The sequence below is a fragment of the Actinomyces sp. oral taxon 448 str. F0400 genome, from assembly GCF_000220835.1.
Lineage (GTDB): Bacteria > Actinomycetota > Actinomycetes > Actinomycetales > Actinomycetaceae > Actinomyces.
In genome coordinates this window covers 2,684,330-2,705,716 of record NZ_GL985606.1, presented here as the reverse complement: position 1 = coordinate 2,705,716, position 21,387 = coordinate 2,684,330, and the positions used below count along the sequence as shown (strand labels likewise).

Below are 21,387 nucleotides of genomic sequence, written 5' to 3'. Positions count from 1 at the left end.
GAGCGGTGCGGCACAATGGAGGCGTGCCCACCGTCGTCGTCCGCTCTCTTCCTGCCCGTGCGGGCACCGTGATCGTCGCGGTGTCCGCCGTGATCGTCGTCGGGGCCGTCACTTTCAGTGACGGCCCCGCCTACGGCTTGCGTGCCGCCGCCTGGAGCGCGCTGGTGACCGGCGTCGTCTGGCTGCTGTGGTGGGTTCCGGAGCTGGTGCTCGATGCGGACGGCCTCACCGTCCGCAACGCCTGGCGCAGTCACGTCATCCGATGGGGGGCCGTCGCCTCGCTCCGAACCCGGTGGGGGCTGGAGGTCGTCATCGGCGCGGGGACGATCGTCAGGGCTTCAGCGGCCCCGCGCCCGGGCGGTGTGAGAACCTCCCTGCGTGAGCGGCGGCGGATTCGGGGCGGTCGCGCGGGCCCGGGTTCGCGGGCGTCGCATGCGGATGCGGGCCTGCACCCGGTGCGAGAGGAGTATGTGACGCCGGGGAACGGTCATTACCGGGCGTCGCTGGACTGCGGCTCGGCTGCGGATCTCATCGAGGGCTATGCGCGTGCGGTACTCGAGCGACGCGAGCCGCTCGAGACCGGGACGCCGGAGGTGTCCAGTCGTCTCAATACCGGTGCCGTGGTCGTTGCCGGCGGCCTGCTCGCCGCCGTCGGGGCAGTGAGCCTGCTGTGAGCTTGCGCCGAGGTTGACTTTTTCGTACGAGGTTGACGGCGGCGGCGCCAACCTCGTACGAAAAAGTCAACCTCGGCGGCGTTACGGGTGCGGTGGAGGACGAGGCTCTCAGGACGTGCTTGCTTATGGGGAATGGAGGTCTCGGCGTTCTGCGGTTCGTGGTACGTGGCGACGAGTTCATCGGCTCCACCACCAGACCTTCAACACCACAATAACGACGAAAACCAGCTCTACTCCACCCAAAGCTACTAAGATGTGATGAGTCAGGCCTACCGGTGGTTTGCTGGGTGTTCGTGGGGTGAGGGGGTTTGGTGGTTGTGGTTTTCTGTGTTGGCTGGTTGGGGGTCATGGTGTTGGTGTTGGTGTGGATGAGGGCGGGTAGCCTGTGGTGGAGAAAAGCTGTGGGGCGCGGCGGGTGACGAGGTCGGCCAGGGTGTCGGTGTAGGCGGTCGCCGTCTGACCGGCAGGAGTGTCCCAGAGGGCAATGGTGGCCGCGGACTGGCCGTCGAACCAGCCGGCGTGAGCATCATCGGTCGACGGTGGTTTGTCCGGGAACCCAGGTCCCGTCCTCGCCTACGTTTCCGTCCTCCTCCGGTGCCAGGTACTCCAGGGCGGCTTGGGGATCGTCTCCTATGGCGGCGAGCGCCTCGTCCACGGAATCAGAGGCGGAACCGCTCACTCGGCTGATCAGACCGAACCCTAGTCCCACCACGAGGGCCGCGCATGCCACTGCTACTATCAGGCCTTTCGCCGTCGGCCGGGACCTTCGGTGCATCACAGTGCCCTCTCCCTTCGTCTGTGTCGGCTGCGCGGGGTCATGTTCTGCGGGGCCCGTTGTTGGTCTCCGCGCTGTCCTCCCCGATACTCTTCCCTGCTGTGATGCTGGTATCGAGGTCGTTGAGCACGCCGAGGTCATCCTCGTTGCGGACCTCGTCTTCCCTCCAGGTCACCGCGTCCGAGGCTTGGTCGCCGGTCAGGGCGGCGGTGTCGATGGCGGGGTTGCCGTCTTCGTCTTCGTGGTACCAGCTGTGGCTCCTGGCCGTGTCGATGGCCCTCTGTCCGCCCTTGTCGCTGTCCGTGCTGAACAGACCGTAGATGAGACCGGCCACGTAGGACTGGGCTTTCAGGCCCGTGTAAGGATCGCCGGTGGAGGTGCCCAGGGCGTCGGTGACCTGGCTGGAGATCAGGGGCTTGGCAATGGTCGAGCCCGTGGTGAAAGCCGCGGCCTCGTCCGTCAGGGCCGTGAGACCGGCCGCACTAACCGCGTTGAGGACGGACAGGGTCGTGTCGACCGTCGTTGTCTGCTCCTCGGAGTCTTTCTTCTTGTCATCGGCGAAGCGGAACTCCGACAGAGTCTGAAGATAGGACGAGGACGCCGCCGCTCGTTGGTACGTGTTCCTCAAACTGCCCTTGCTCGCGTCGGGCTTGCTCATGGCCTCCTTCAGCTTGTTGTGGTGGTACTGGCCCAGGCCCGTGGCGAGCGTGGTCATAGCATCCTGGTTATCCCCGAAACGATAAATAAGACTGGCGATATCTGTTGCTTCAAGCCCAGCCGAGGTAGCACCCGTTCCCAGCGACCTTCTCGCGGCTGCGGCAGCGACCTCCTCAGGGGAGTTGGCCACCACCACCGCCAGGTTGCGTTTCATGGTGTCGGTGAAGTCTTTCTTGGTGAACTCCTCGCCGCCGAAGTAGCTCATCGCTCGGCCGCAGGCGTAGGTGGCCCGCGCGTCCGCGGTCACTGGCACATCAGGGTCGCTCTCGCTAGGAGCCCGATTGCGGAACGAGGAGGCCGCACCCGTCACTGCAGTCAGGGCATCCAGGCCGGGGGCGTGCTTGCCCCAGTCGCGGGAGGTCAGCATGGTCCATCGATCGGTGGTGGCCTGACCGGGAACCCAGGTCCCGTCCTCGTCGGTGTTTCCGTCCTCCTCCGGCACCAGGTACTCCAGAGCGGCCTGGGGATCGTCTCCTATGGCGGCCAGCGCATCATCCACGGAATCGGAGGCGGAACCGGTCATTCGGCTGATCAGACCGCACCCTAGGCCCACTAGTCCCACCACCAGGGCCGCGCATGCCACTGCTGCTATCAGGCCTTTCGTCGTCGGTCGGGTCTTTCGGCGCATCACAATGCCCTCTTCCCTTGTCTGTGTCGGCTGCGCGGGGTTATTTCCTGCGGGGCCCGTTTCTGGTCTTCGCGCTATCCTCCCCGACGATCTTCCCCGTTGCGATGCTGGTATCGTCGAAGATGGCATTATTATCCCCTACGCCGGGGGAGTGCCAGTAGGTGTACTTGGTGGGGCGGAAGCCGGGTTCCTCATTGAGCAGGCGCGTGGGAATCACCTCGCATATCGGATCGTTATCCAGGAACGTCGGCGAGGCGCTGGTGGACGCCGATGCTCGATCGGCCCCGTGATCGCGGCAGGTCCCCGATCCCAGCCCCAGTGCCGGCGCGACACCCGCCGTGCACACCCCGTGTCTGCTCATGCTCGCGCACGAGCGCGTCCGGGTCGCGGTCCTCGAGCTTATCGGCCAAATTGGTGAGGAAGTCGGTGATGTCAATCGGGCGGCGCATCGATTCCCGCACACTCACTGCGCCGTGGAATCTCGATCGGTCTCGGTTGGTGTCCGTGATCGCTGTTCTCGACGCCAGGGCAGATCCATGAGGTGGTGTCCGTGGGCACTGCCGACGGCATGGGCTCGGGCTGCGAACGGCAGGCGGACGGGCTGACGGCAGCGCACACCCTCCCACTAGGGCGATGAGTGGGGCGTGGAGGCGGGTCGGGTTCGTCATCAGTCGGTGGGGGTCGGGGTCGGTGAGGTTGTGGCGCCGGGCACGGGCTGGTCCCCGCAGGCCCACGGCAGCACGGACGTCAGCAGATTACGTGCGTCAGCGTTCATATCACGTCTTTCACGTTGTTTTTTCTTCTCGAAAACCCGGACCTCGACGTAGTGATCCCCGCACACCCACTGCGCCGTGGAATCCAGACTAGTGGTGGCCCATGCACCGCTGCCCTCGATGCCGGGCAGGGTCCAGATGTTCTCCGGGAACCTCACCCTGCTGCTCTCCTCGCCCGTGTACTTATAAGAATTCCCCTCAGTGAGCAGCCCCCAGTGGATACTGACGCTAGAGCCCACTCCCTTGTCGAGCGTTGTGGTCTGAACGCGGCAGATCCATATTCTGCCGTAGGGGTCGCCTGCGGTGCTGATCTCGGGGGTGTCCCCGGTGATGATAGTGACCGAGTCGGTCGGCACGCCGGGGCAGATCCATGAGGTGGTGTCCGTGGGCACCGCCGACGGCATGGGCTCGGGCTGCGAACGGCAGCCGGATGGGACCACAAGAGCACAGGCCACTTCTAGTGCCGTGACCAGACGAATGAGGCGACTGCGCCGTGCCGGTGAAGTGCTCACTCGCCATGCCCTCGATCGTACCCGGTCTTGTAGGCATCGCCTGCGTCGGTCAGTTGGTCGTGGAGGTCGGGATTGACGGTGTCGTCGCCATTGGTGACGAACCGGTCGTAGAGCGTGTCGAGGGCGGTGCCGTCGAGCTTGGAGGAGTCCAAGATTCCGTCACCTCCCACAAGCCCGGGCACCGCCGCATTCGCCTGACCCGCCGAGATAATGCCCAACCCGATCATCTGGGTGATGGTCGTCAGTGTCGTCGCCCTGCTGGCATCGTTCTTCGCGATCTTGCTTTCGTCGATCGCATTAGTCAAATGCTCAGTAAAATCCTGCGTCGCCGCGTTCTGCGCAATGCGCTTGGTCGTGTCCTTGCCGAAGGACCACGTGTCCTTCCAGATCCGGGAAACTTCCCCACCGGGGCCGGGAATGAAGCTGGACAGGCCGAACAGCGTGTCGACAATCGTCTTATTGCGATTGTCGACTTCCTCGGCATCGTCCTCGACAACAGCCCGGCTGGCCCCCTGGAAGAAAGCAGCCGTTGCCGAGTTCGCCTCGATCGCATTGTTCAGCCCTGTCGGCATCGTCGCATCAGTGCTGAGTCCTTGACCATCCGTCGCCGCACTAATAACACCGGCCTCGAAAGTCATGCGGCGCTGCTCCAAAGTAGCGACCGAATCAACGACGGTTTGAAAATCATCCGCATCACGGGAGATGGCCTGCATCACCCCCGACAGGCCCTTACTGGTGAACTGCGGCTGGTAGGACATGCCGTAGGACCACGTCGCGTCCCCATTCCCGTCAACACTTGCGGGCATGATCACAGGCTCGTTGGACGAGCCATCCGTGCGAGCCGTCTGATCAACCGACCACGGATAAGCCGCAACAGTACTCGTCAGGTCCTCCCGGGCCGCCTCGGACACCTCGTTCGTCGCCTCTCCGATCGTGTTGACAACAGTCGCCGACAAAGCCGCGGCGCAACTGGCGTTCCAGCTTCCCTTTGCCCCGCCCTCCACGCACTCGCCCGCATATGCAGAGGACGTGCACTCGGCAATCTTGGCCCATATGTCCGTCCACTTGTTATCACCCAGATCATCATGACTCATGAGCTCCTCAACCCGGGCCGCGTCATCCGCGCTCCCACCATGGGGCGTCAAATACTCCACCGCCGCCTGCGGGTTGCCCCCCCCCCATGGCGGTGAGCACACCGTCCATGGGATCGGAGCTGGAACCGCTCATTCGGCTGATCAGACCGCACCCTGCCAGTCCCACTAGTCCCACCACCAGGGCCGCGCATGCCACTGCTACTATCAGGCCTTTCGCTGTCGGCCGGGTCTTTCGGCGCATCACGACGCTCTCTTCCTTCGTCTGTGTCAGCTGTGCGGGGTTATTTCCTGCGGGGCCCGTTGTTGCTCTTCGCGCTCTTCTCCCCGTCGGTTTTCCCCGTTGTGATGCTTTCCTCGAGGTCGTTGAGCACGCCTTTGTCATCCGAATTGGTCACCTGATTCTTCCTCCAGGTCATCGCGTCCGAGGCTTGGTCGCCGGTCAGGGCGGTGGTGTCGATGGCGGGGTTGCCGTTTTCGTCTTCGTGGTACCAGTCATGGTCCTTCGCCGTGTCAATGGCTCTCTGCCTGCCCTTGTCGCTGTCCGTGCTGAACAGGCCGTAGTTGAGACCGGCCGCGTAGGACTGGGCTTTTAGGTCCGTGTAAGGATCGCCGGTGGAGGTGCCCAGGGCGTCGGTGACCTGGCTGGAGATCAGGGGCTTGGCAATGGTCGAGCCCGTGGTGAAAGCGAGCGCGGGGGCCGCGGCCTCGTCCGTCAGGGCCGTGAGACCGGCCGCACTAACCGCGTTGAGGACGGACAGGCTCGTGTCGACTGTCGTTTTCTGCTCCTCGGAGTCTTTCTTCTTATCATCGGCGAAGCGGAACTCCGACAGGGTCTGGAGATAGGACGAAGACGCCGCCACCTGCTGATACCCGTCCCCCAGATCATTCTCGTTCGCGCCGGGATAGTTCATGGTCTCCTTCAGCTTGTTGTGGTGGTACTGGCCCAGGCCTGTGGCGAGCGTGGTCATAGCATCCTGATTATCCCCGAAACGGTAAATAAGAGTGGAAATGTCTGTTGCTGCAAGTCCAGCCGAGGTAGCGCCCCTCCCCGGCGCCCCATTCCCGGCTACGGTGGCGACGTCCTGGGAGCTGTTGGCCGCCACTACTGCTAGGTTGCGTTTCATGGTGTCGGTGAAGTCTTTCTTGGTGAATCCCTCGCCGCCGAAGTAGCTCATCGCTCGGCCGCAGGCGTAGGTGGCCCGTGCGTCCGCGGTCGTCGGCACATCAGGGTCGGTCTCGCTGGGAGCCCGGTTGCGGAATGAGGAGGCCGCGCCCGTCACTGCGGTCAGGGCATCCAGGCCGGGGGTGTGCTTGTGCCAGTTGCGGGAGGTGAGCATGGTCCACCGATCGGTGGTGGTCTGTCCGGGAACCCAGGTCCCGTCCTCGTCCACGTTTCCGTCCTCCTCCGGTGCCAGGTATTCCAGGGCGGCTTGGGGATCGTCTCCTATGGCGGTCAGTGCCTCGTCCACGGAATCAGAGGCAGAACCGTTCATTCGGCTGATCAGACCGAACCCTAGGCCCACTAGTCCCACCACCAGGGCTAGGCATGCCGCTGCTAGTGTCAGTGGCTTTGCAGCCGGCCGGGCCCTTCGGCGCATCACGACGCTCTCTTCCTTCGTCTGTGTCAGCTGTGCGGGGTTATTTCCTGCGGGGCCCGTTGTTGCTCTTCGCGCTCTTCTCCCCGTCGGTATCCCCCGATGTGATGCTCTCCTCGAGGTCGTTGAGCACGCCTTTGTCATCCGAATTGGTCACCTGATTCTTCCTCCAGGCCACTGCGTCCAAGGCTTGGTCGCCGGTCAGGGCGGTGGTGTCGATGGCGGGGTTGCCGTTTTCGTCTTCGTGGTACCAGTCATGGTCCTTCGCCGTGTCAATGGCTCTCTGCCTGCCCTTGTCGCTGTCCGTGCTGAACAGGCCGTAGTTGAGGCCATCGGCGTAGGACTGGGCTTTTAGGTCCGTGTAAGGATCGCTGTCGGCGGGGCGATCGGTGGGCGTGCCCAGGGCGTCGGTGACCTGGCTGGAGATCAGGGGCTTGGCAATGGTCGAGCCCGTAGTGAAGGCGAGCGCGGGGGCCGCGGCCCCGTCCGTCAGGGCCGTGAGACCGGCCGCACCAACCGCGTTGAGGACGGACAGGCTCGTGTCGACTGTCGTTTTCTGCTCCTCGGAGTCCTGCTTCTTATCATCGGCGAAGCGGAGCTCCGACAGATTCTGGAGATAGGACGAAGACGCCGACGCCTGGTGATACTCGTCCCTCAGATCATCCTCGTTCGCGCCGGGATAGTTCATGGTCTCCTCCATCTTGTTGTGGTGGTACTGGCCCAGGCCCGTGGCGAGCGTGGTCATAGCATCCTGATTATCCCCGAAACGATAAATAAGACTGGAAATGTCTGTTGCTGCAAGCCCAGACGAGGTAGCGCCCGTTCCCAGCGCCCCGTTTATAGCTGCGGTGGAGACGTCTTCGGAGCTGTTGGCTACTACTACTGCTAGGTTGCGTTTCATGGTGTCGGTGAAGTCTTTCTTGGTGAACCCCTCGCCGCCGAAGTAGCTCATCGCTCGGCCGCAGGCGTAGGTGGCCCGTGCGTCCGCGGTCGCTGGCACATCAGGGTCGGTCTCGCTGGGAGCCCGGTTGCGGAATGAGGAGGCCGCACCCGTCACCGCAGTCAGGGCATCCAGGCCGGAGGCGTCCTCGCCCCAGTCGCGGGAGGTCAGCATGGTCCACCGATCGACGGTGGTCTGACCGGGAACCCAGACCCCGTTCTCGTCGATGCTCCCGCCCCCCTCCGGCGTCAAGTACTCCAGGGCGGCCTCAGGGTTGTTGCCCATGGCGGTGAGCACACCGTCCATGGGATCGGACGTGCTGGTCTTGTTGTTGGCGAACACCTGGTAGGCAGGCACGAGCGCGTCCGGGTCGCGGTCCTCGAGCTTATCGGCCAAATTGGTGAGGAAATCAGTGCCGTAGTGAGCCGCCGGCGCGGACAGCAGCATGTTGATCGCGGCCATGTTCCCCGGAGCCCCGTTCTGGCTGTCGATCGTCTCGTAGAGGTCATCGACGAGGGTCTCGCCCTCCCATTGAGAGGCCGCGGCCAGCACATACCCCAATACCTGACTGGCGACCTGAAAATGATCCTCAGGGCATTTACCCTTGTAATCGTTCTCATAGTAATCGTTGACACTGTAGAGCAGGTCGAGATAGGCTTGGGCACCGCCGGCCTCGGTGACGACGGCGGCCCCGTAGACGGGGTTGTCCTGATTGATGGTCAGGCTATCAAGGATCTCGTCAACGGTGCGGCCGTCGTTGGCCGTGCCGTTTCTGGAGGCGGCCGCCTGGGTCAGGGCGTCGGCGTCGGCTCGGGCGGTGGCGACGGCCTCGGTGTTGTAGGACTTGACGTTCTCGACGGTGTCGGCGGTGCCGTCGGGCAGGTAGTAGCCCGGCACGCCGTCGGAGCTGGTGGTGCTGATCCCGTCGGTGTTGAGATCGATGATCACCTGGAGGCGTTCCTGCAGGCCGTCGATGACCTCTCCCAGGGCGTTGATGGTCGCCCCCATCGTGGTGTTGTAGCTGCTGCCGGTATTGGAGTTGATGCTCATGCTGTTAAGCGTGTCCATCATCCTGCTCGTGGGAGCGTCCGCTGACGTCACCGTGAAAATGGCCGGGAGGTAGGTGGCGTCATCGACCTCGGGCACCGGATGGGAGTTGTTCACACTGGAGGATTGGATATCACTGCGAGCCCTCTCGGCTTCATCGGCGTAGCTCTCCAGATTCTTGATCAGCCCCTGCATGAGGTTGGGATCGAGCTTAATGAACGTCATGACCGATTCCTCCCGAACATCTCATCGTATCTGTTATGAACCGATAACGCCACAGGAATCACCATTGACTCTCATCCTTCCAATCGTATTCAGGGGTATCGGGTTCCGCGTCTATTCCGGGGTCTTCCTTCTGGGAATCCTCGGCGGTTGTCAGATCGTCGATCGAACTGAGATCTGAGGAGATCTGATTCTCCTTGATATTCAGGGTCTCCTGAAGCTTACGCCTCTCCAGCCGCTCCTCACTGGCGTAGCCGTACGTGATTGCACCAGCCGTCATCGGGAGTCTCCTCAGGGGGATGAGCGTCAATGGTTAACTAGGTAGTCGCTATTGGTGAAGCGCCTCGCCAGGACTCCTGTATGATAGTGATCATGCTATCGGTTGTGGCGCTCGTCATCAACCCCTGCGATGTGCGGCCGCCGACGTCGTCGCCGGCTGCACGTGAGCGGGCGCACAGCCTTCGTGTCATCCCCGTCATGGTGAGTGCCGAGTCGGGACAGCTACCCTGCCCACTTGCGTGCCGGTGGTGGGGCTCATGCCTCACCGTGATCCGGCGCTCCTCAGACGGAAGAAGAGCCTCATATGACCGTGCGCCAGGACCTGCGCAACGTCGCTATTGTCGCCCACGTCGACCACGGCAAGACCACCCTCGTCGATGCGATGCTCTGGGAGGCGGGCGCTTTCGGCGCCCGCGCGACGCAGGAGAACACGGCCGAACGCGTCATGGACACCGGTGAGCTCGAGCGGGAGAAGGGCATCACCATTCTCGCCAAGAACACGGCCGTCCACTACGCCGGGCCGGCCGCCGTCGACGCCGGGCTCCCCGAGGGCATCACCATCAACGTCATCGATACCCCCGGCCACGCGGATTTCGGCGGCGAGGTCGAGCGGGGGCTGTCCATGGTCGACGGCGTCGTCCTGCTCGTGGACGCCTCTGAAGGGCCGCTCCCGCAGACCCGTTTCGTCCTGCGCAAGGCGCTGGCCGCGAACCTGCCGGTCATCCTCGTGGTCAACAAGGTGGACCGCCCCGACTCCCGGCTCGATGAGGTCGTCTCGGAGTCCACCGACCTGCTGCTGTCGCTCGCCTCCGACCTGGCCGACGAGCACCCCGACATCGACCTGGATGCCGTCCTGGACCTGCCGATCATCTACGCCTCGGCCAAGGCCCGCCGCGCCGATACCGTCAGGCCCGCCGACGGCGAGCTGCCGGCCAATGAGGATCTCGAGCCGCTGTTCCGCACCATTATCGAGCGCATACCCGGACCGTCCTATGACGGGAGTGCGCCCTTGCAGGCGCACGTGACCAATCTGGACGCCTCGCCCTTCCTCGGTCGCCTGGCGCTGCTGCGCATCCACAACGGCACTCTGCGCAAGGGGCAGATGGTGGCCCGGGCCCGTCACGACGGGACCCTCGCTCAGGCGCGGGTCTCCGAGCTGCTCGTCACCGAGGGGCTGGACCGCAGGCCCGCCGAGGAGGCCCGTGCGGGCGACATCGTCGCCGTCGCCGGCATCGATGACATCACCATTGGCGAATCGCTCGTCGACCCCGACGACCCGCGCCCGCTGCCGCTCATCACGGTGGACGACCCGGCCATCTCCATGACCATCGGCATCAACACCTCTCCGATGGCCGGACGCGCCAAGGGCGCCAAGGTCACCGCCCGTCAGGTCAAGGACCGTCTTGATCGCGAACTGGTCGGCAACGTCTCCCTGCGCGTGCTGCCCACGGGCCGCCCCGACGCCTGGGAGGTTCAGGGACGCGGCGAGCTCGCGCTGGCGATCCTGGTCGAGCAGATGCGCCGTGAGGGCTTCGAGCTGACCGTCGGCAAGCCGCAGGTCGTCACTAGGATGATCGACGGCGAGCGGCACGAGCCGGTCGAGCGCATGACCATCGATGTCCCCGAGGAGCACCTGGGCGCCGTCACCCAGCTCATGGCCGCCCGCAAGGGGCGCATGGAGACCATGACCAACCACGGCACCGGGTGGATCCGCATGGAGTTCCTCGTGCCGGCGCGCGGCCTCATCGGCTTCCGCACCCAGTTCCTCACCGAGACCCGCGGAACCGGTATCGCCTCGTCCATCGCCGAGGGCTATGAGCCGTGGGCCGGGCGCATCGCCTCCCGCACCACCGGATCACTCGTGTCCGATCGCCCCGGCGCGGTCACCGCCTACGCGCTGATCCGCCTTCAGGACCGCGGTACGTTCTTCGTCGAGCCCGGCCAGGAGACTTATGAGGGCCAGGTCGTGGGGGAGAATCCCCGTCATGAGGACATGGACGTCAATGTGGTGCGCGAGAAGCAGCAGACCAATATGCGGTCCTCCACGGCGGACTCCTTCGAAGGCCTTGTGCCGCCGCGCAGGCTGACCCTGGAGGAGGCCCTGGAGTTCGCCTCCGACGATGAGTGCGTCGAGGTCACTCCGGACGCCGTGCGCATCCGCAAGGTCATCCTCGACTCCCAGGAGCGTTTCAAGGATGCGGCCCGGCGTCGTCGCGCTGACGCCTGAGTAAGAATGGCAACTATGACTGACGACCTCCCCGCCTCCGACGGCGCCCGCCACGACGAGGAAGCCGTGAACACCCCTCGGATGACCGGTACTCGCGTCCTTCCACCCCAGGACATCACCCGATTCAGCGCTGAGACGCCGGATATCGCGGCGGAGTCGTATCCCGCTGATGACGACGACGCGGGACCCTCGCACTCTCAGGTCGACGAGGTGGAAGAGGACGAGGGATCCGCTCCCGCGACCGTCGGTGACGTCGGGGGGCCGGAGGCGCCCGAGGAGAAGAGCCCGACGGGGGAGGGGTCGGCCGACGTCGATGAGCGCGCCGCGAGCTCGGCTGAGGGCTCGGAGGAGGCCGAGCCTGGGTCGGCCGAGCCTGAAGCTGAGGAGTCGGAGGAGACCGAGCCTGAAGCTGAGGAGTCGGAGGAGGTCGAGCCTGAGAAGGCCGAGGTCGAGCCCGGGGCGGAGTCCGGGTCGGTCGAGGCCGTCGACGAGGACCGCGACTCCGAGCCCGAGGCTGTCGAGGGCGGGGAGGAGGCCGGATCATGCGAGCCCGAGGAGCCTGGGTCCGAGGCTGAGGACTCGGAGGAGACCGAGTCCGGGTCGGCCGAGCCTGAGCCTGGGGACTCGGAGGAGGCCGAGTCCGAGGCTGAGGAGTCGGAGGAGGCCGAGCCCGAGGAGACCGAGTCCGGGTCGGCCGAGCCTGAGCCTGGGGACTCGGAGGAGGCCGAGTCCGAGGCTGAGGAGTCGGAGGAGGTCGAGCTTGAGAAGGCCGAGGTCGAGCCCGGGGCGGAGTCCGGGTCGGTCGAGCCTGAGCCTGGGGACTCGGAGGAGGCCGAGCCCGAGGAGACCGAGTCCGGGTCGGTCGAGGCCGTCGACGAGGACCGCGACTCCCAGACCGCCGAGGACGACGAGGCGGCGGAGGTCCCCGGGGAGGGAGAGGAAGAAGCAGGGGCCTCTGAGGACCGGGACGAGGCGATCGCCCCTCCCGTCGATGAGACTCTCGCGGCCATGTCCGCCGCGACGCCGGCCGAGCCGGCCGCCGCGCTGTCGGCCGCCGACGCCATGTCGGCCCAGACGCCGGCCGAGCCGGCCGCCGCGCTGTCGGCCGCCGACGCCATGTCCGCTGCGACGCCCGCCGATGCCGTGAGCCCGACGGATGACGCCCCGGGCGATTCCGAGGACGGTGAGCCCACCGCCCCTGCGCTCGCCGGTGTTCTCTCGAAGATCAAGGAGGCGCTGACGGCGCTCGTGCACGGGCATCCGAGCCGCGGCATGCTCGCCTGCGTCATCGGGGCGGGGCTGCTCGTGCTGATTTGGGGCGGCGCCGCCGTCGCCACTACTCAGCATGTCTTTTCCGGGACGGTTGTCTCCGGCGTCGACGTCGGCGGTATGAGCCCCGACGAGGCCCGTCAGACCGTGGACGACCGGGTCGCCACCATGCTCGCTCAACCCGTGACCCTCACCGTCGGCGACCTCACCGACACCCTCGTGCCCGCCGATTCGGGTGTGAGCGTCGACGCCGACGCCACCGTCGACCAGCTGGTCGGCCCCACCATCAACCCGGTGACGATCATCCAGCGCCTGCGCGGCATCGACGTCAACGCCGTCACCTCCGTCGATGCCGACGAGCTCACAATCGCGCTCAATTCCCGGCTCGACACCCTCGCCGTCGGCACGGCCGACGCCGTCGTCACCCTCGATGGCACGACCCCCGTTGTAACACCCGGCTCCACCGGAACCGGCCTCAATGTCGCCGCATCCGTGATGACCTTGAGCACCAGGTGGCCCCTGGGCCTGCAGACCATCGCCCTGACCGACGGCGTCGCCGAGCCAGCCATCACCGACGCCGATGCCCGGTCTTTCGTCGACTCCGTGCTCACGCCCCTGCTCTGCGGCGACCTCACCATCACCGCCGCCGGGACGGATGCCGAGCGGACCGCTACCGGCACGCAGCTCGTCCTTACGCCCGCCCAGATCGCCGCTCTGACCACCATCGACACCACTGATGGCAAGCTCTCCGCCGTCCTCGACTCCCAAGGTCTTCACGACGCCATCATCGCCTCCATGGGCCGGATCGAGACTCAGGCGGTCAACGCCGGCTGGACCATCGACGGCTCTGCGACCGGTGCCGCGAGCGCCAGACCCCAGTTCGTCCAGCCCGTCTCCGGCGAGGGGATCGATATGGACGCCCTGACCCGCGGGCTCCTCGACGCGAGCGCCAGCGGATCCACGCCCGCCGACCGCACGGTCGCCCTGCCGATGACCGTCCTCGAGCCGGAGATCGACATGCCCGAGTCGGACTGGGGCATCACCGAGGTCGTCGGAGAATACTCCACGCCCTTCACCTCGCAGTACGGCCGCGATCAGAACCTCATCCGCGGCGCCGAGCAGATGAACAACCAGGTCGTCATGCCCGGGCAGACCTTCTCCGTTGAGGAGGCCCTCGGCCCGGTCGACTACGATCACGGCTTCACCGACGCCGGCGTCGTCTCCAACGGCGAGCATGTGGACGCGCTGGGCGGCGGTCTGTCCCAGATCGGCACCACCATGTTCAACGTCGGCTTCGAGGCCGGCATGGACGACGTCGAGCACCACCCGCACTCCTACTACTTCGACCGGTACCCGGCTGGACGCGAGGCGACCATCTGGACGGGTCAGAAGGACGTCAAGTTCGCGAACTCGACGCCGTACGCGGCCCTCATCCAGTCCTGGGTCTCCGATGGCGAGGTCCACGCCCGCATCTGGTCGACGCACTACTACGACGTGTCGATCACCGACTCGGGGCGCTACAACAACCGCCCCATCCAGACCGTCACGCGCTCGGGCGCCGGCTGCGAGGCGTACAGCGGCGGAAACCCGGGCTTCGACATCGAAGTCACCCGCACCCGCAAGGCCCCGGATAAGACCGTCCCTGACGACGTTCTGACCACGACCTACGACGCGGACAACAACATCCAGTGCTCGTCCGGGGAGACGGGCGCGACGGGAGGGGGAACGTCGGGAGCGGGGACGGGAAACCGCCCGACCGGTTCGGACCAGTCCTCGCCCTCGACGCCGGGTCGGAGCTCGGGCGCCGACGGGCAGGCGCCCGCGACGACCAACAGGCAGCCGGCGACCTCGGGCCAGCAGGGGCGGGGAACCGGCCAGTCCACCGGGCAGGCGCCCGCGACGACGGATAGGCAGCAGCCGGCGACTACCGAGGAGCAGCAGCCGGCGGCGCCGTCGGGGGACCAGGGCGCCAACTCGGGCGCGAACTCCGGGGCCAACAACTCGGGCGCGAACTCCGGAACCGACTCGGACGCCAACGCGGGTGAGGGGCAAGGCGGCCGTAGAGCGAACTGAGCGCTGCGGACATGAGAAGAGAAAGCATGTTTGCAACCCCCGATCGTGGTCTGCTGTAGCGTCCACGTTTCCTGAAGGCAAACGGCGTGCTAGAAACTGAGGTTCGTAATAGAACGGTGATGGCGGTACGATGGCCTCCTGGCCTCGCAGTCGTTTCGACCGGGTGGAGTCTCGGACTCCGCCGCGTGCGTCTCGACGCGGAGGCACCGTTTCCCCCTCACCGCCGCGAGGAGAGCGCACATGACCGTGACGACGCCGGACCGCCCGTCCGCTCTAAACGCCTCGGGACAGACAAGACCTGCTCGAGGACGTGCAGCAGCTGAGCCCGACCCCCGAGGGCGTCACCGTGCCGCCGCCCCCCAGGAGATCAGCCCGGAGATGAGCGGGGCTGAGCACCGCGATGCGCCGTCGGTCGTTCCCGCCGGAGCGGGGTTCCAGTCCTACTCCATGTTCTCGGGCGGCCGTCCGGCGAACGCGGTCCCGGTCTACCGCAGCGCCGCCGGGCATGGTTCTCGGACCCGGTCCGATGCGGCGGGCGCCGGCGGGTCGTCGGCCTCGGGCGGTGAGGCTGCTCGAGTTCCCGGACGGTCCCCCTCTCCGGGGAGGGCCGCGCGGTCCGGCTCGGGCAGGGGTCCCGGGGCCCAGCGCCCGTCCGCTCCCGACAGATCCGCCGCGATGCCGCGTCCGCGAGCGGCCGAGCCTAAGGCGGGAGACGCGGATTCCTCGGCCTTCCCCTCACGGCGGCGGGCCTCCGCTTCATCGTCGGGCACTGCGACGACACGAGCGTCGGCCTCTCCGAGGACGGGTGCGCGCCGGACGCGCTCCGACGCGGTGTCCGGCGGATCGGCCCGGTCGACGACTGAGGCCGAGCTCAGTGCCCTGCTGCTCGGTGGTGCACCCACCCGACCCATCGGCGTGACGCCGTCGCCGTCGACGCGGGCGGGGCGGCGGGAGGGCACGTCGGGCAGTGCGTTCACGACTTCCACGACCCACTCCGCGCCCACGGCCCCGGCGCCCGTGACGGGCTCGAAGGGACGCTCCCATGCCGCCGCTCCGAGCACGGTCTCCGCGCGGCCCTCCGCTTCTGCACGGTCAGCGGTTTCCTCTATCGGTGCGCCCTCCGCGAGCGCTCCCGCGCATCCGCGTCCGGCCGCTCAGCCTCCTTCCCGACCGGCGGTCGCGACGCAACAGTACGGGACCGTTTCGACCCCGGCGCCTGACAGCGGGTCGCCGTCACCGATCGCGACGGGTTCGCACGGGAGCCGGCGGCGCCCCGTGCTCGCTCCGTCGGCACCGTCCGCCGCGGCCTCCGGCCCGGTCGGCGTCCTCTCCTCGTCGGTCGCGTCGGAAGCCGCGGACGGCGGCGGTCCGACTCTGTATCGGGTGGTCGTGGCCGACCAGCGGGTCGCCGTCACCGCCGCCCACGAGGCTCCGACCGCATCCCGAGCGCCGAGCCGGGCGTCGGCGGCCTCCGTGCCGGTGACGGTCCCGCCCGCCACGGTCTCGCCCGCCCGCCCAGCGTCGCCCGCATCGGCCGCACCGGCCCGGCCCGTCGCATCCGCCAGGTCATCGTCCTCATCCCGACGCTCCTCCACCCGTTCGGCGCCGGACGCGTCGGCCCGCCCCGCCGCATCCGACGGGGCGGGGGAACCCCCGGCGCGGGCCCGCTCCGCCTCTCCAGCCCGCGGCGCGAGCCCCCGGGCCCGAGGCGCGAGCCCCCGGGCCCGTGGCGCGAGTCAGGCGCGAGGAGCCGCGGACAGGCCCATCGCCGAACCGGCCTCCGGCTCAGCCCCGACAGCACCCGCCCGGGCCCCTTCGGGCTCCGGGGGCGGCGAGGTGTGGTCGGCCGGGGAGCACCTGACGTGGGTCGCGCTGTCCGAGCGCGACACCAAGGATTCGCGGGCCTCGCTGCGCTCCGGGCGGAGCCGGACCTCCGAGGCCGGAAGGGGGCGCGGGATCCCGACGGGGCTGAAGGTCGCCGTGCTCATCGCCGTCGTCCTGCTCGTCCTGCTGGTCGGCCTGGTGTGGCTGGCGCCGATGCTGCTCGGCCCCGACTTCTCACTGTCGCATATCGTCGGCTCGCTCCTCGGGCAGGGCCCGACGACGAGCGCGATCCCCGTGGGAGGAGCCCCCGTCTGACCGAGGCGGCCCCGCGGGCGTAGACATAACCGAGCGGGATCGAGGGCCCCGACTGACCGGGGGCGCCGATGGACGGGGCCGGCTGAGCCCGTGGTCCGGCTGCGCGCGGTCTCGTGCTCAGCGCCACGTTCGAGGCATCTTGGGCGGGGCGGACCCGTGGGACAATACTGGCCCTGTTCACGCCTCGCTGTCCGCGCGGCGCGTTCGAGAAGAAGAAGGGGATCCGCCCATGACTTACGTCATCGCCCAGCCGTGTGTCGACGTCAAGGATCGCGCATGCGTGGATGAGTGTCCGGTCGACTGCATCTACGAGGGGGAGCGGACCTTGTACATCAACGCCGACGAATGCGTTGACTGCGGCGCCTGCGAGCCCGTCTGCCCCACGGAGGCGATCTTCTACGAGGATGACGTCCCCGAGGAGTGGGATGACTACACCCGGGCCAACATCGACTTCTTCGAGCTCAAGGGCCTGGGCTCCCCGGGCGGCGCCCAGAAGACGGGGCCACAGTCCTACGACGACCCGATGGTGGCCGCGCTGCCTCCGCAGAACGATGAGTGGAAGGCCGAGAACGGCTACGAGTGACCGGGCCGGGGCCCGACGGGACGTGCTCGCCCGGGCCGAGGCACCGTGTTCGTGCTCGCCCCGCCCTCGAGGGCGGGGCGAGCACGGCTCGAGCGTTCTGAGACGCCGGTGTACGACAATGGGGGAGTGACTCCGATACTGCCCCGCGCTCTCGCTCTGCCCGATTTCCCCTGGGATTCTTTGCGCCCCTACCGGGTCCGCGCCGCTCGGCACCCGGGTGGCGTTGTCGACCTCGCCGTCGGCACGCCTGTGGACGAGAGCCCCGACGTCGCCCGCGCCGCCCTGGCGGCCGCGTCCGACGCGCCCGGGTACCCGGCCACCGTCGGCACCCCGGCCCTGCGAGAGGCCGTCATCGGCTGGATGGAACGGCGCCGCGGGGTGGCCGGCCTGGGCGATGACGCGGTCATCCCCACTATCGGCTCCAAGGAGTCGGTGGCCCTCCTGCCGCTCCAGCTCGGGGCCGGCCCCGGCGACATCATCGTCCATCCGCGCGCCGCCTACCCCACCTACGACGTCGGCGCTCGTCTGGCCGGCGCCACCCCCGTGCCCGTCGACACCGACGCCGACCCCGACACGTGGAATCTGCCCGCCGGTCGGGACGACGGCCCCGCCGCCCCGGTCATCGTATGGCTCAACAGTCCCGGCAACCCCGACGGCCACGTCCTGGGGATCGATCAGCTCGCCCGTGTCGTCGTCTGGGCGCGCCGACGCGGCGCCGTCGTCGTCTCCGACGAGTGCTACGCCGAGCTGGCCTGGGCCGAGCCGTGGGCCACCGAAGGCGTGCCGAGCCTGCTGGACCCTCGCGTCGCGGGCGCCCGCGACGACGGATCGAGTGACCTGAGCGGACTCGTCTGCCTGTACTCCCTATCCAAGCAATCGAACCTGGCCGGCTACCGAGCCGCGTTCCTGGCTGGGGATCCCGCGATCGTCGGTGCCCTCACCCAGGTGCGCAAGCACTCCGGCATGCTCATGCCCGCCCCCGTCCAGGCGGCCATGGTCGCGGCCCTGGGCGACGACGCCCACGTGGCCGCCCAGCGGGAGATCTACCGGCGCCGCCGCCGGGTCCTGGTGGAGGCGACGGCGGCGGCCGGCCTGGTGAACGACCCCGCCTCGGCGGCCGGCCTCTACCTGTGGCTGAGCGGGCCGAGGAACATGAGCGCCTTCGACCTGGTGGGGGCCTTCGCCGAGCTGGGCATCGTCGTCGCCCCCGGGGACTTCTACGGCGAGGCGGGCGCCGGGCGGGTGCGCATGAGCCTGACCGACACCGACGAGCGCGTCGACGCCGCCGCGCGTCGCCTACACGCCACCGACCTGTTCCGGCCCTGATCGCGTTTGATCGCCGCCCGTCGGCACCACTGTGCTCGCGTAGCCCGTAGAGTGACCCGGGAACCGGACCAGGGCCCCGGCCGCGGCCCGAAAGGGAGCGGCGGCACCGACGTCGTCAGCCCCGAGGAGGCACCATGACCGATACGATCACCGACCCCAACGACCTGGACGTGCCGGGCACTCTCACCGTCGGCCAGACGAGCCTGGAGCTGCCGCGCGTCCACTCCACCGAGGGCTCCGACGGCCTGGGCGTGGCCAGGCTGCTCGGGTCGACCGGCATGGTCACCCTCGATCCGGGTTTCACCAACACGGCCTCGTGCACCTCCGACATCACCTACATCAACGGCGGTGCGGGGGTCCTGCGCTACCGCGGCTACCCGATCGCCGAGCTGGCCAAGTCCTCGACCTTCCTGGAGGTCGCCTACCTGCTCATCAACGGCGAGCTGCCCGACGCCAGGACCTTCGAGCGGTTCGAGCGCCGCATCGCCCGCCACCGGCTCCTCCACGAGGACTTCCGCAGCTTCTTCACCTCCTTCCCCTCCTCCGGCCACCCCATGGCGATCCTTCAGGCGGGCATCGCCGGCCTGGCCACCTACTACGAGGACACCCTCAACCCGCACGACCCCTACGAGCGCGAGCTCGCCACCGTGCTGCTCCTGAGCAAGATGCCGACGATGATCTCCTACATCGCCCGCCGGGCCATCGGCCTGCCGCTGCTCTACCCGGACTCCAAGCACGGTTACGTCGAGGACTTCCTCAATATGACCTTCGGCATGCCCGACCAGTCCTATGAGATCGACCCGGCGGTCATCGGGGCGCTGGACATGCTTCTCATCCTCCACGCCGACCATGAGCAGAACTGCTCCACCTCCACAGTGCGTCTCGTCGGCTCCTCGGACGCCAATATGTACGCCTCCGTGGCGGCCGGGGTGGGGGCCCTGTCCGGGCCGCTGCACGGCGGTGCCAACGAGGCCGTCCTGCGCATGCTCGACACCATCCAGGCGGAGGGGATGAGCACGGCCGAGTTCGTCCGCAAGGTCAAGAACAAGGAGGACGGGGTGCGCCTGATGGGCTTCGGGCACCGCGTCTACAAGAATTACGACCCGCGCGCCGCCCTGGTCAAGGAAACCGCTCATGACGTTCTGACCAGGCTCGGCTCCGACGACGGCGACCGCAAGCTCGAGATCGCCATGGAGCTGGAGGAGGCGGCGTTGAGCGACGACTACTTCGTGGCCCGCAGGCTCTACCCGAACGTCGATTTCTACACGGGTCTGATCTATCAGGCCATGGGGTTCCCGACGAAGATGTTCACCCCCCTGTTCGCGCTGGGGCGACTGCCCGGCTGGATCGCCCAGTACCGGGAGATGATCTCCGACCCGGCCAAGCGCATCGGACGTCCGCGTCAGGTCTACACCGGTGAGATCGAGCGGCATTACGTGGCCATGCATCGCCGCAAGCGCGCCGCCGAGTACCCCGGCACTCGCGTGGGTGAGACGAGCCTGGACCACATCACCAAGGTCTGAGGCTCGCGCTCTCGTGGCTGTGGAGGTGGTGTTCAGTCGGCGTCCGTTCAAGCGGTAGGTGCTGTCGATCGTCATCCTTCACGTGCCGCGGGTGCCGTTGACCGTTGCCTCAACCTCGGCGGACTGGCGGGCGTGGAAGCCATCGATGATCGCCTGCCGGTCCGTCTCGGAGCTGCGGCTCTCCGACGGGATGGGGGGCGGGAGGTGTTGGCCGGGCGGTGCTGCTGCCGGAATCCATGAGCACAACGTCGGCGTCGAACCGGGCGACCTCGCTTTGGTGCCGTCGCGCTGGAGCGAGGATGGTGAGCTGATCCATCCGGCCACCGGACCGCGGATGATGGCCACTGCGCCGGGACGCTGACATGGTGCGGCGCCAGTCTTAGCGGCGCGCTCGCCAGTCAGGGGCTGTGCATCATACCGATGATATGTTCGAAATAATCGGCGATAGATGTCGTCATGAATCCGCCCCCGCGTTCAGTGACGGGCATGCGCCTGCGTGCTCCGTGCGCGACGACACTTGGCTAGTGTGGCGCGAGTATTTTCGGTGCACCAGTAGGTGGTGGACGTCGTCGGCCGTAAGAGCCATTATGATGGACCCTTTCAGAATGATCATGGCATGCCCCTTCGGTGAGGTGCCTTGTGGGCGCCGCTACTGCCGGACGAGACCTCGAGGTCCTCTCGTCGGCGAGTATCCCGGCCTATGCGTATATCTGATATCTCATCGCTGATGACGAGCATGGAATACGGATGTATCGAGTATCAGAATTTAAGGAGATCGTCGTTATGGATGAGGCGATCGATCCTTCAGCGGGTTTTGACGCTGTAACCTGCTGGGGTGCTTGAGCGGAATTCATTGAGAGGAAGCGATTCGATGCCGCAATACTGCGGGTGAGCTCGTCGCTTGCTTCCGTGCCCCGTTATCAGGTTGGAAGGTATTATTGAAGCGGTAGGTCCGGTGTCCGGCGTCGACAAGATGATTTTGGAACTTCGG

15 protein-coding genes are annotated in these 21,387 nt (G+C 67.0%); 7 read left to right on the top strand and 8 right to left on the bottom strand.

Annotated elements, in window-relative coordinates:
* Positions 1-23 precede the first annotated feature (23 nt).
* Positions 24-674: a PH domain-containing protein gene (locus tag HMPREF9062_RS11420; protein WP_050795288.1), complete on the top strand. Its 651-nt coding sequence runs from the start codon at positions 24-26 to the stop codon at positions 672-674.
* 526 nt (positions 675-1,200) lie between these two features.
* Here HMPREF9062_RS11420 and HMPREF9062_RS13135 read toward each other — a convergent pair.
* From HMPREF9062_RS13135 to HMPREF9062_RS11380, 8 genes are all read right to left on the bottom strand, one after another.
* The gene (locus tag HMPREF9062_RS13135) at positions 1,201-1,353 is read right to left on the bottom strand and encodes a hypothetical protein (RefSeq protein ID WP_172634810.1); all 153 of its coding nucleotides are present in this window, start codon (positions 1,351-1,353) and stop codon (positions 1,201-1,203) included.
* A 136-nt stretch (positions 1,354-1,489) separates the two neighbouring features.
* The gene (locus HMPREF9062_RS11410; protein ID WP_009750305.1) at positions 1,490-2,689 is read right to left on the bottom strand and encodes a DUF6571 family protein; all 1,200 of its coding nucleotides are present in this window, start codon (positions 2,687-2,689) and stop codon (positions 1,490-1,492) included.
* Positions 2,690-2,834: 145 nt separating this feature from the next.
* Complete coding sequence (locus HMPREF9062_RS13715; RefSeq protein ID WP_253270714.1) at positions 2,835-3,011, bottom strand: hypothetical protein; 177 nt, start codon at positions 3,009-3,011, stop codon at positions 2,835-2,837.
* Between the two features lie 450 nt (positions 3,012-3,461).
* On the bottom strand, positions 3,462-4,079 hold the full coding sequence (locus HMPREF9062_RS11400; RefSeq protein WP_156790031.1) for a hypothetical protein: 618 nt from the start codon (positions 4,077-4,079) through the stop codon (positions 3,462-3,464).
* Positions 4,076-5,275 carry a DUF6571 family protein gene (locus HMPREF9062_RS11395; RefSeq protein ID WP_367379029.1) on the bottom strand — a complete coding sequence of 400 codons (1,200 nt, stop codon included), beginning with the start codon at positions 5,273-5,275 and terminating at the stop codon, positions 4,076-4,078. The genes HMPREF9062_RS11400 and HMPREF9062_RS11395 overlap by 4 nt, the downstream gene beginning before the upstream one ends.
* Positions 5,276-5,454: 179 nt before the next feature.
* On the bottom strand, positions 5,455-6,666 hold the full coding sequence (locus HMPREF9062_RS11390; RefSeq protein ID WP_009750300.1) for a DUF6571 family protein: 1,212 nt from the start codon (positions 6,664-6,666) through the stop codon (positions 5,455-5,457).
* Positions 6,667-6,811: 145 nt separating this feature from the next.
* A complete protein-coding gene (locus HMPREF9062_RS13710) occupies positions 6,812-8,980 on the bottom strand; it encodes a DUF6571 family protein (protein ID WP_034254263.1) in 2,169 nt (722 codons plus the stop codon).
* A 58-nt stretch (positions 8,981-9,038) separates the two neighbouring features.
* On the bottom strand, positions 9,039-9,257 hold the full coding sequence (locus tag HMPREF9062_RS11380; RefSeq protein WP_009750299.1) for a hypothetical protein: 219 nt from the start codon (positions 9,255-9,257) through the stop codon (positions 9,039-9,041).
* 303 nt (positions 9,258-9,560) lie between these two features.
* Here HMPREF9062_RS11380 and typA point away from each other — a divergent pair, with 303 nt between their 5' ends.
* The 6 genes from typA (at position 9,561) to HMPREF9062_RS11345 (ending at position 20,396) form a co-directional block, all read left to right on the top strand.
* The gene (gene typA / locus HMPREF9062_RS11375; RefSeq protein ID WP_009750298.1) at positions 9,561-11,483 is read left to right on the top strand and encodes a translational GTPase TypA; all 1,923 of its coding nucleotides are present in this window, start codon (positions 9,561-9,563) and stop codon (positions 11,481-11,483) included.
* A 15-nt stretch (positions 11,484-11,498) separates the two neighbouring features.
* Positions 11,499-14,825 carry a VanW family protein gene (locus HMPREF9062_RS13015; protein WP_050795287.1) on the top strand — a complete coding sequence of 1,109 codons (3,327 nt, stop codon included), beginning with the start codon at positions 11,499-11,501 and terminating at the stop codon, positions 14,823-14,825.
* Between the two features lie 1,836 nt (positions 14,826-16,661).
* Positions 16,662-16,964, top strand: a complete 303-nt coding sequence (locus tag HMPREF9062_RS12240) for a hypothetical protein (protein ID WP_009750294.1) — start codon at positions 16,662-16,664, stop codon at positions 16,962-16,964.
* A gap of 229 nt (positions 16,965-17,193) precedes the next feature.
* Positions 17,194-17,547: a ferredoxin gene (fdxA, locus tag HMPREF9062_RS11355; RefSeq protein ID WP_009750293.1), complete on the top strand. Its 354-nt coding sequence runs from the start codon at positions 17,194-17,196 to the stop codon at positions 17,545-17,547.
* A gap of 126 nt (positions 17,548-17,673) precedes the next feature.
* Entirely contained in the window at positions 17,674-18,873 is a 1,200-nt protein-coding gene (gene dapC, locus HMPREF9062_RS11350; protein WP_301280142.1) for a succinyldiaminopimelate transaminase, read from the top strand.
* 134 nt (positions 18,874-19,007) lie between these two features.
* Complete coding sequence (locus HMPREF9062_RS11345) at positions 19,008-20,396, top strand: citrate synthase (RefSeq protein WP_009750291.1); 1,389 nt, start codon at positions 19,008-19,010, stop codon at positions 20,394-20,396.
* Positions 20,397-21,387 lie beyond the last annotated feature (991 nt).

Excerpts from the sequence above, each read along its gene's own strand:
- HMPREF9062_RS11390 (WP_009750300.1), bottom strand. The coding sequence starts at position 6,666 with ATGAACGGTTCTGCCTCTGATTCCGTGGACGAGGCACTGACCGCCATA.
- fdxA (WP_009750293.1), top strand. The coding sequence starts at position 17,194 with ATGACTTACGTCATCGCCCAGCCGTGTGTCGACGTCAAGGATCGCGCA.
- HMPREF9062_RS11410 (WP_009750305.1), bottom strand. The coding sequence starts at position 2,689 with ATGACCGGTTCCGCCTCCGATTCCGTGGATGATGCGCTGGCCGCCATA.
- HMPREF9062_RS11345 (WP_009750291.1), top strand. The coding sequence starts at position 19,008 with ATGACCGATACGATCACCGACCCCAACGACCTGGACGTGCCGGGCACT.
- typA (WP_009750298.1), top strand. The coding sequence starts at position 9,561 with ATGACCGTGCGCCAGGACCTGCGCAACGTCGCTATTGTCGCCCACGTC.
- HMPREF9062_RS13710 (WP_034254263.1), bottom strand. The coding sequence starts at position 8,980 with ATGACGTTCATTAAGCTCGATCCCAACCTCATGCAGGGGCTGATCAAG.
- HMPREF9062_RS13015 (WP_050795287.1), top strand. The coding sequence starts at position 11,499 with ATGACTGACGACCTCCCCGCCTCCGACGGCGCCCGCCACGACGAGGAA.
- HMPREF9062_RS11380 (WP_009750299.1), bottom strand. The coding sequence starts at position 9,257 with ATGACGGCTGGTGCAATCACGTACGGCTACGCCAGTGAGGAGCGGCTG.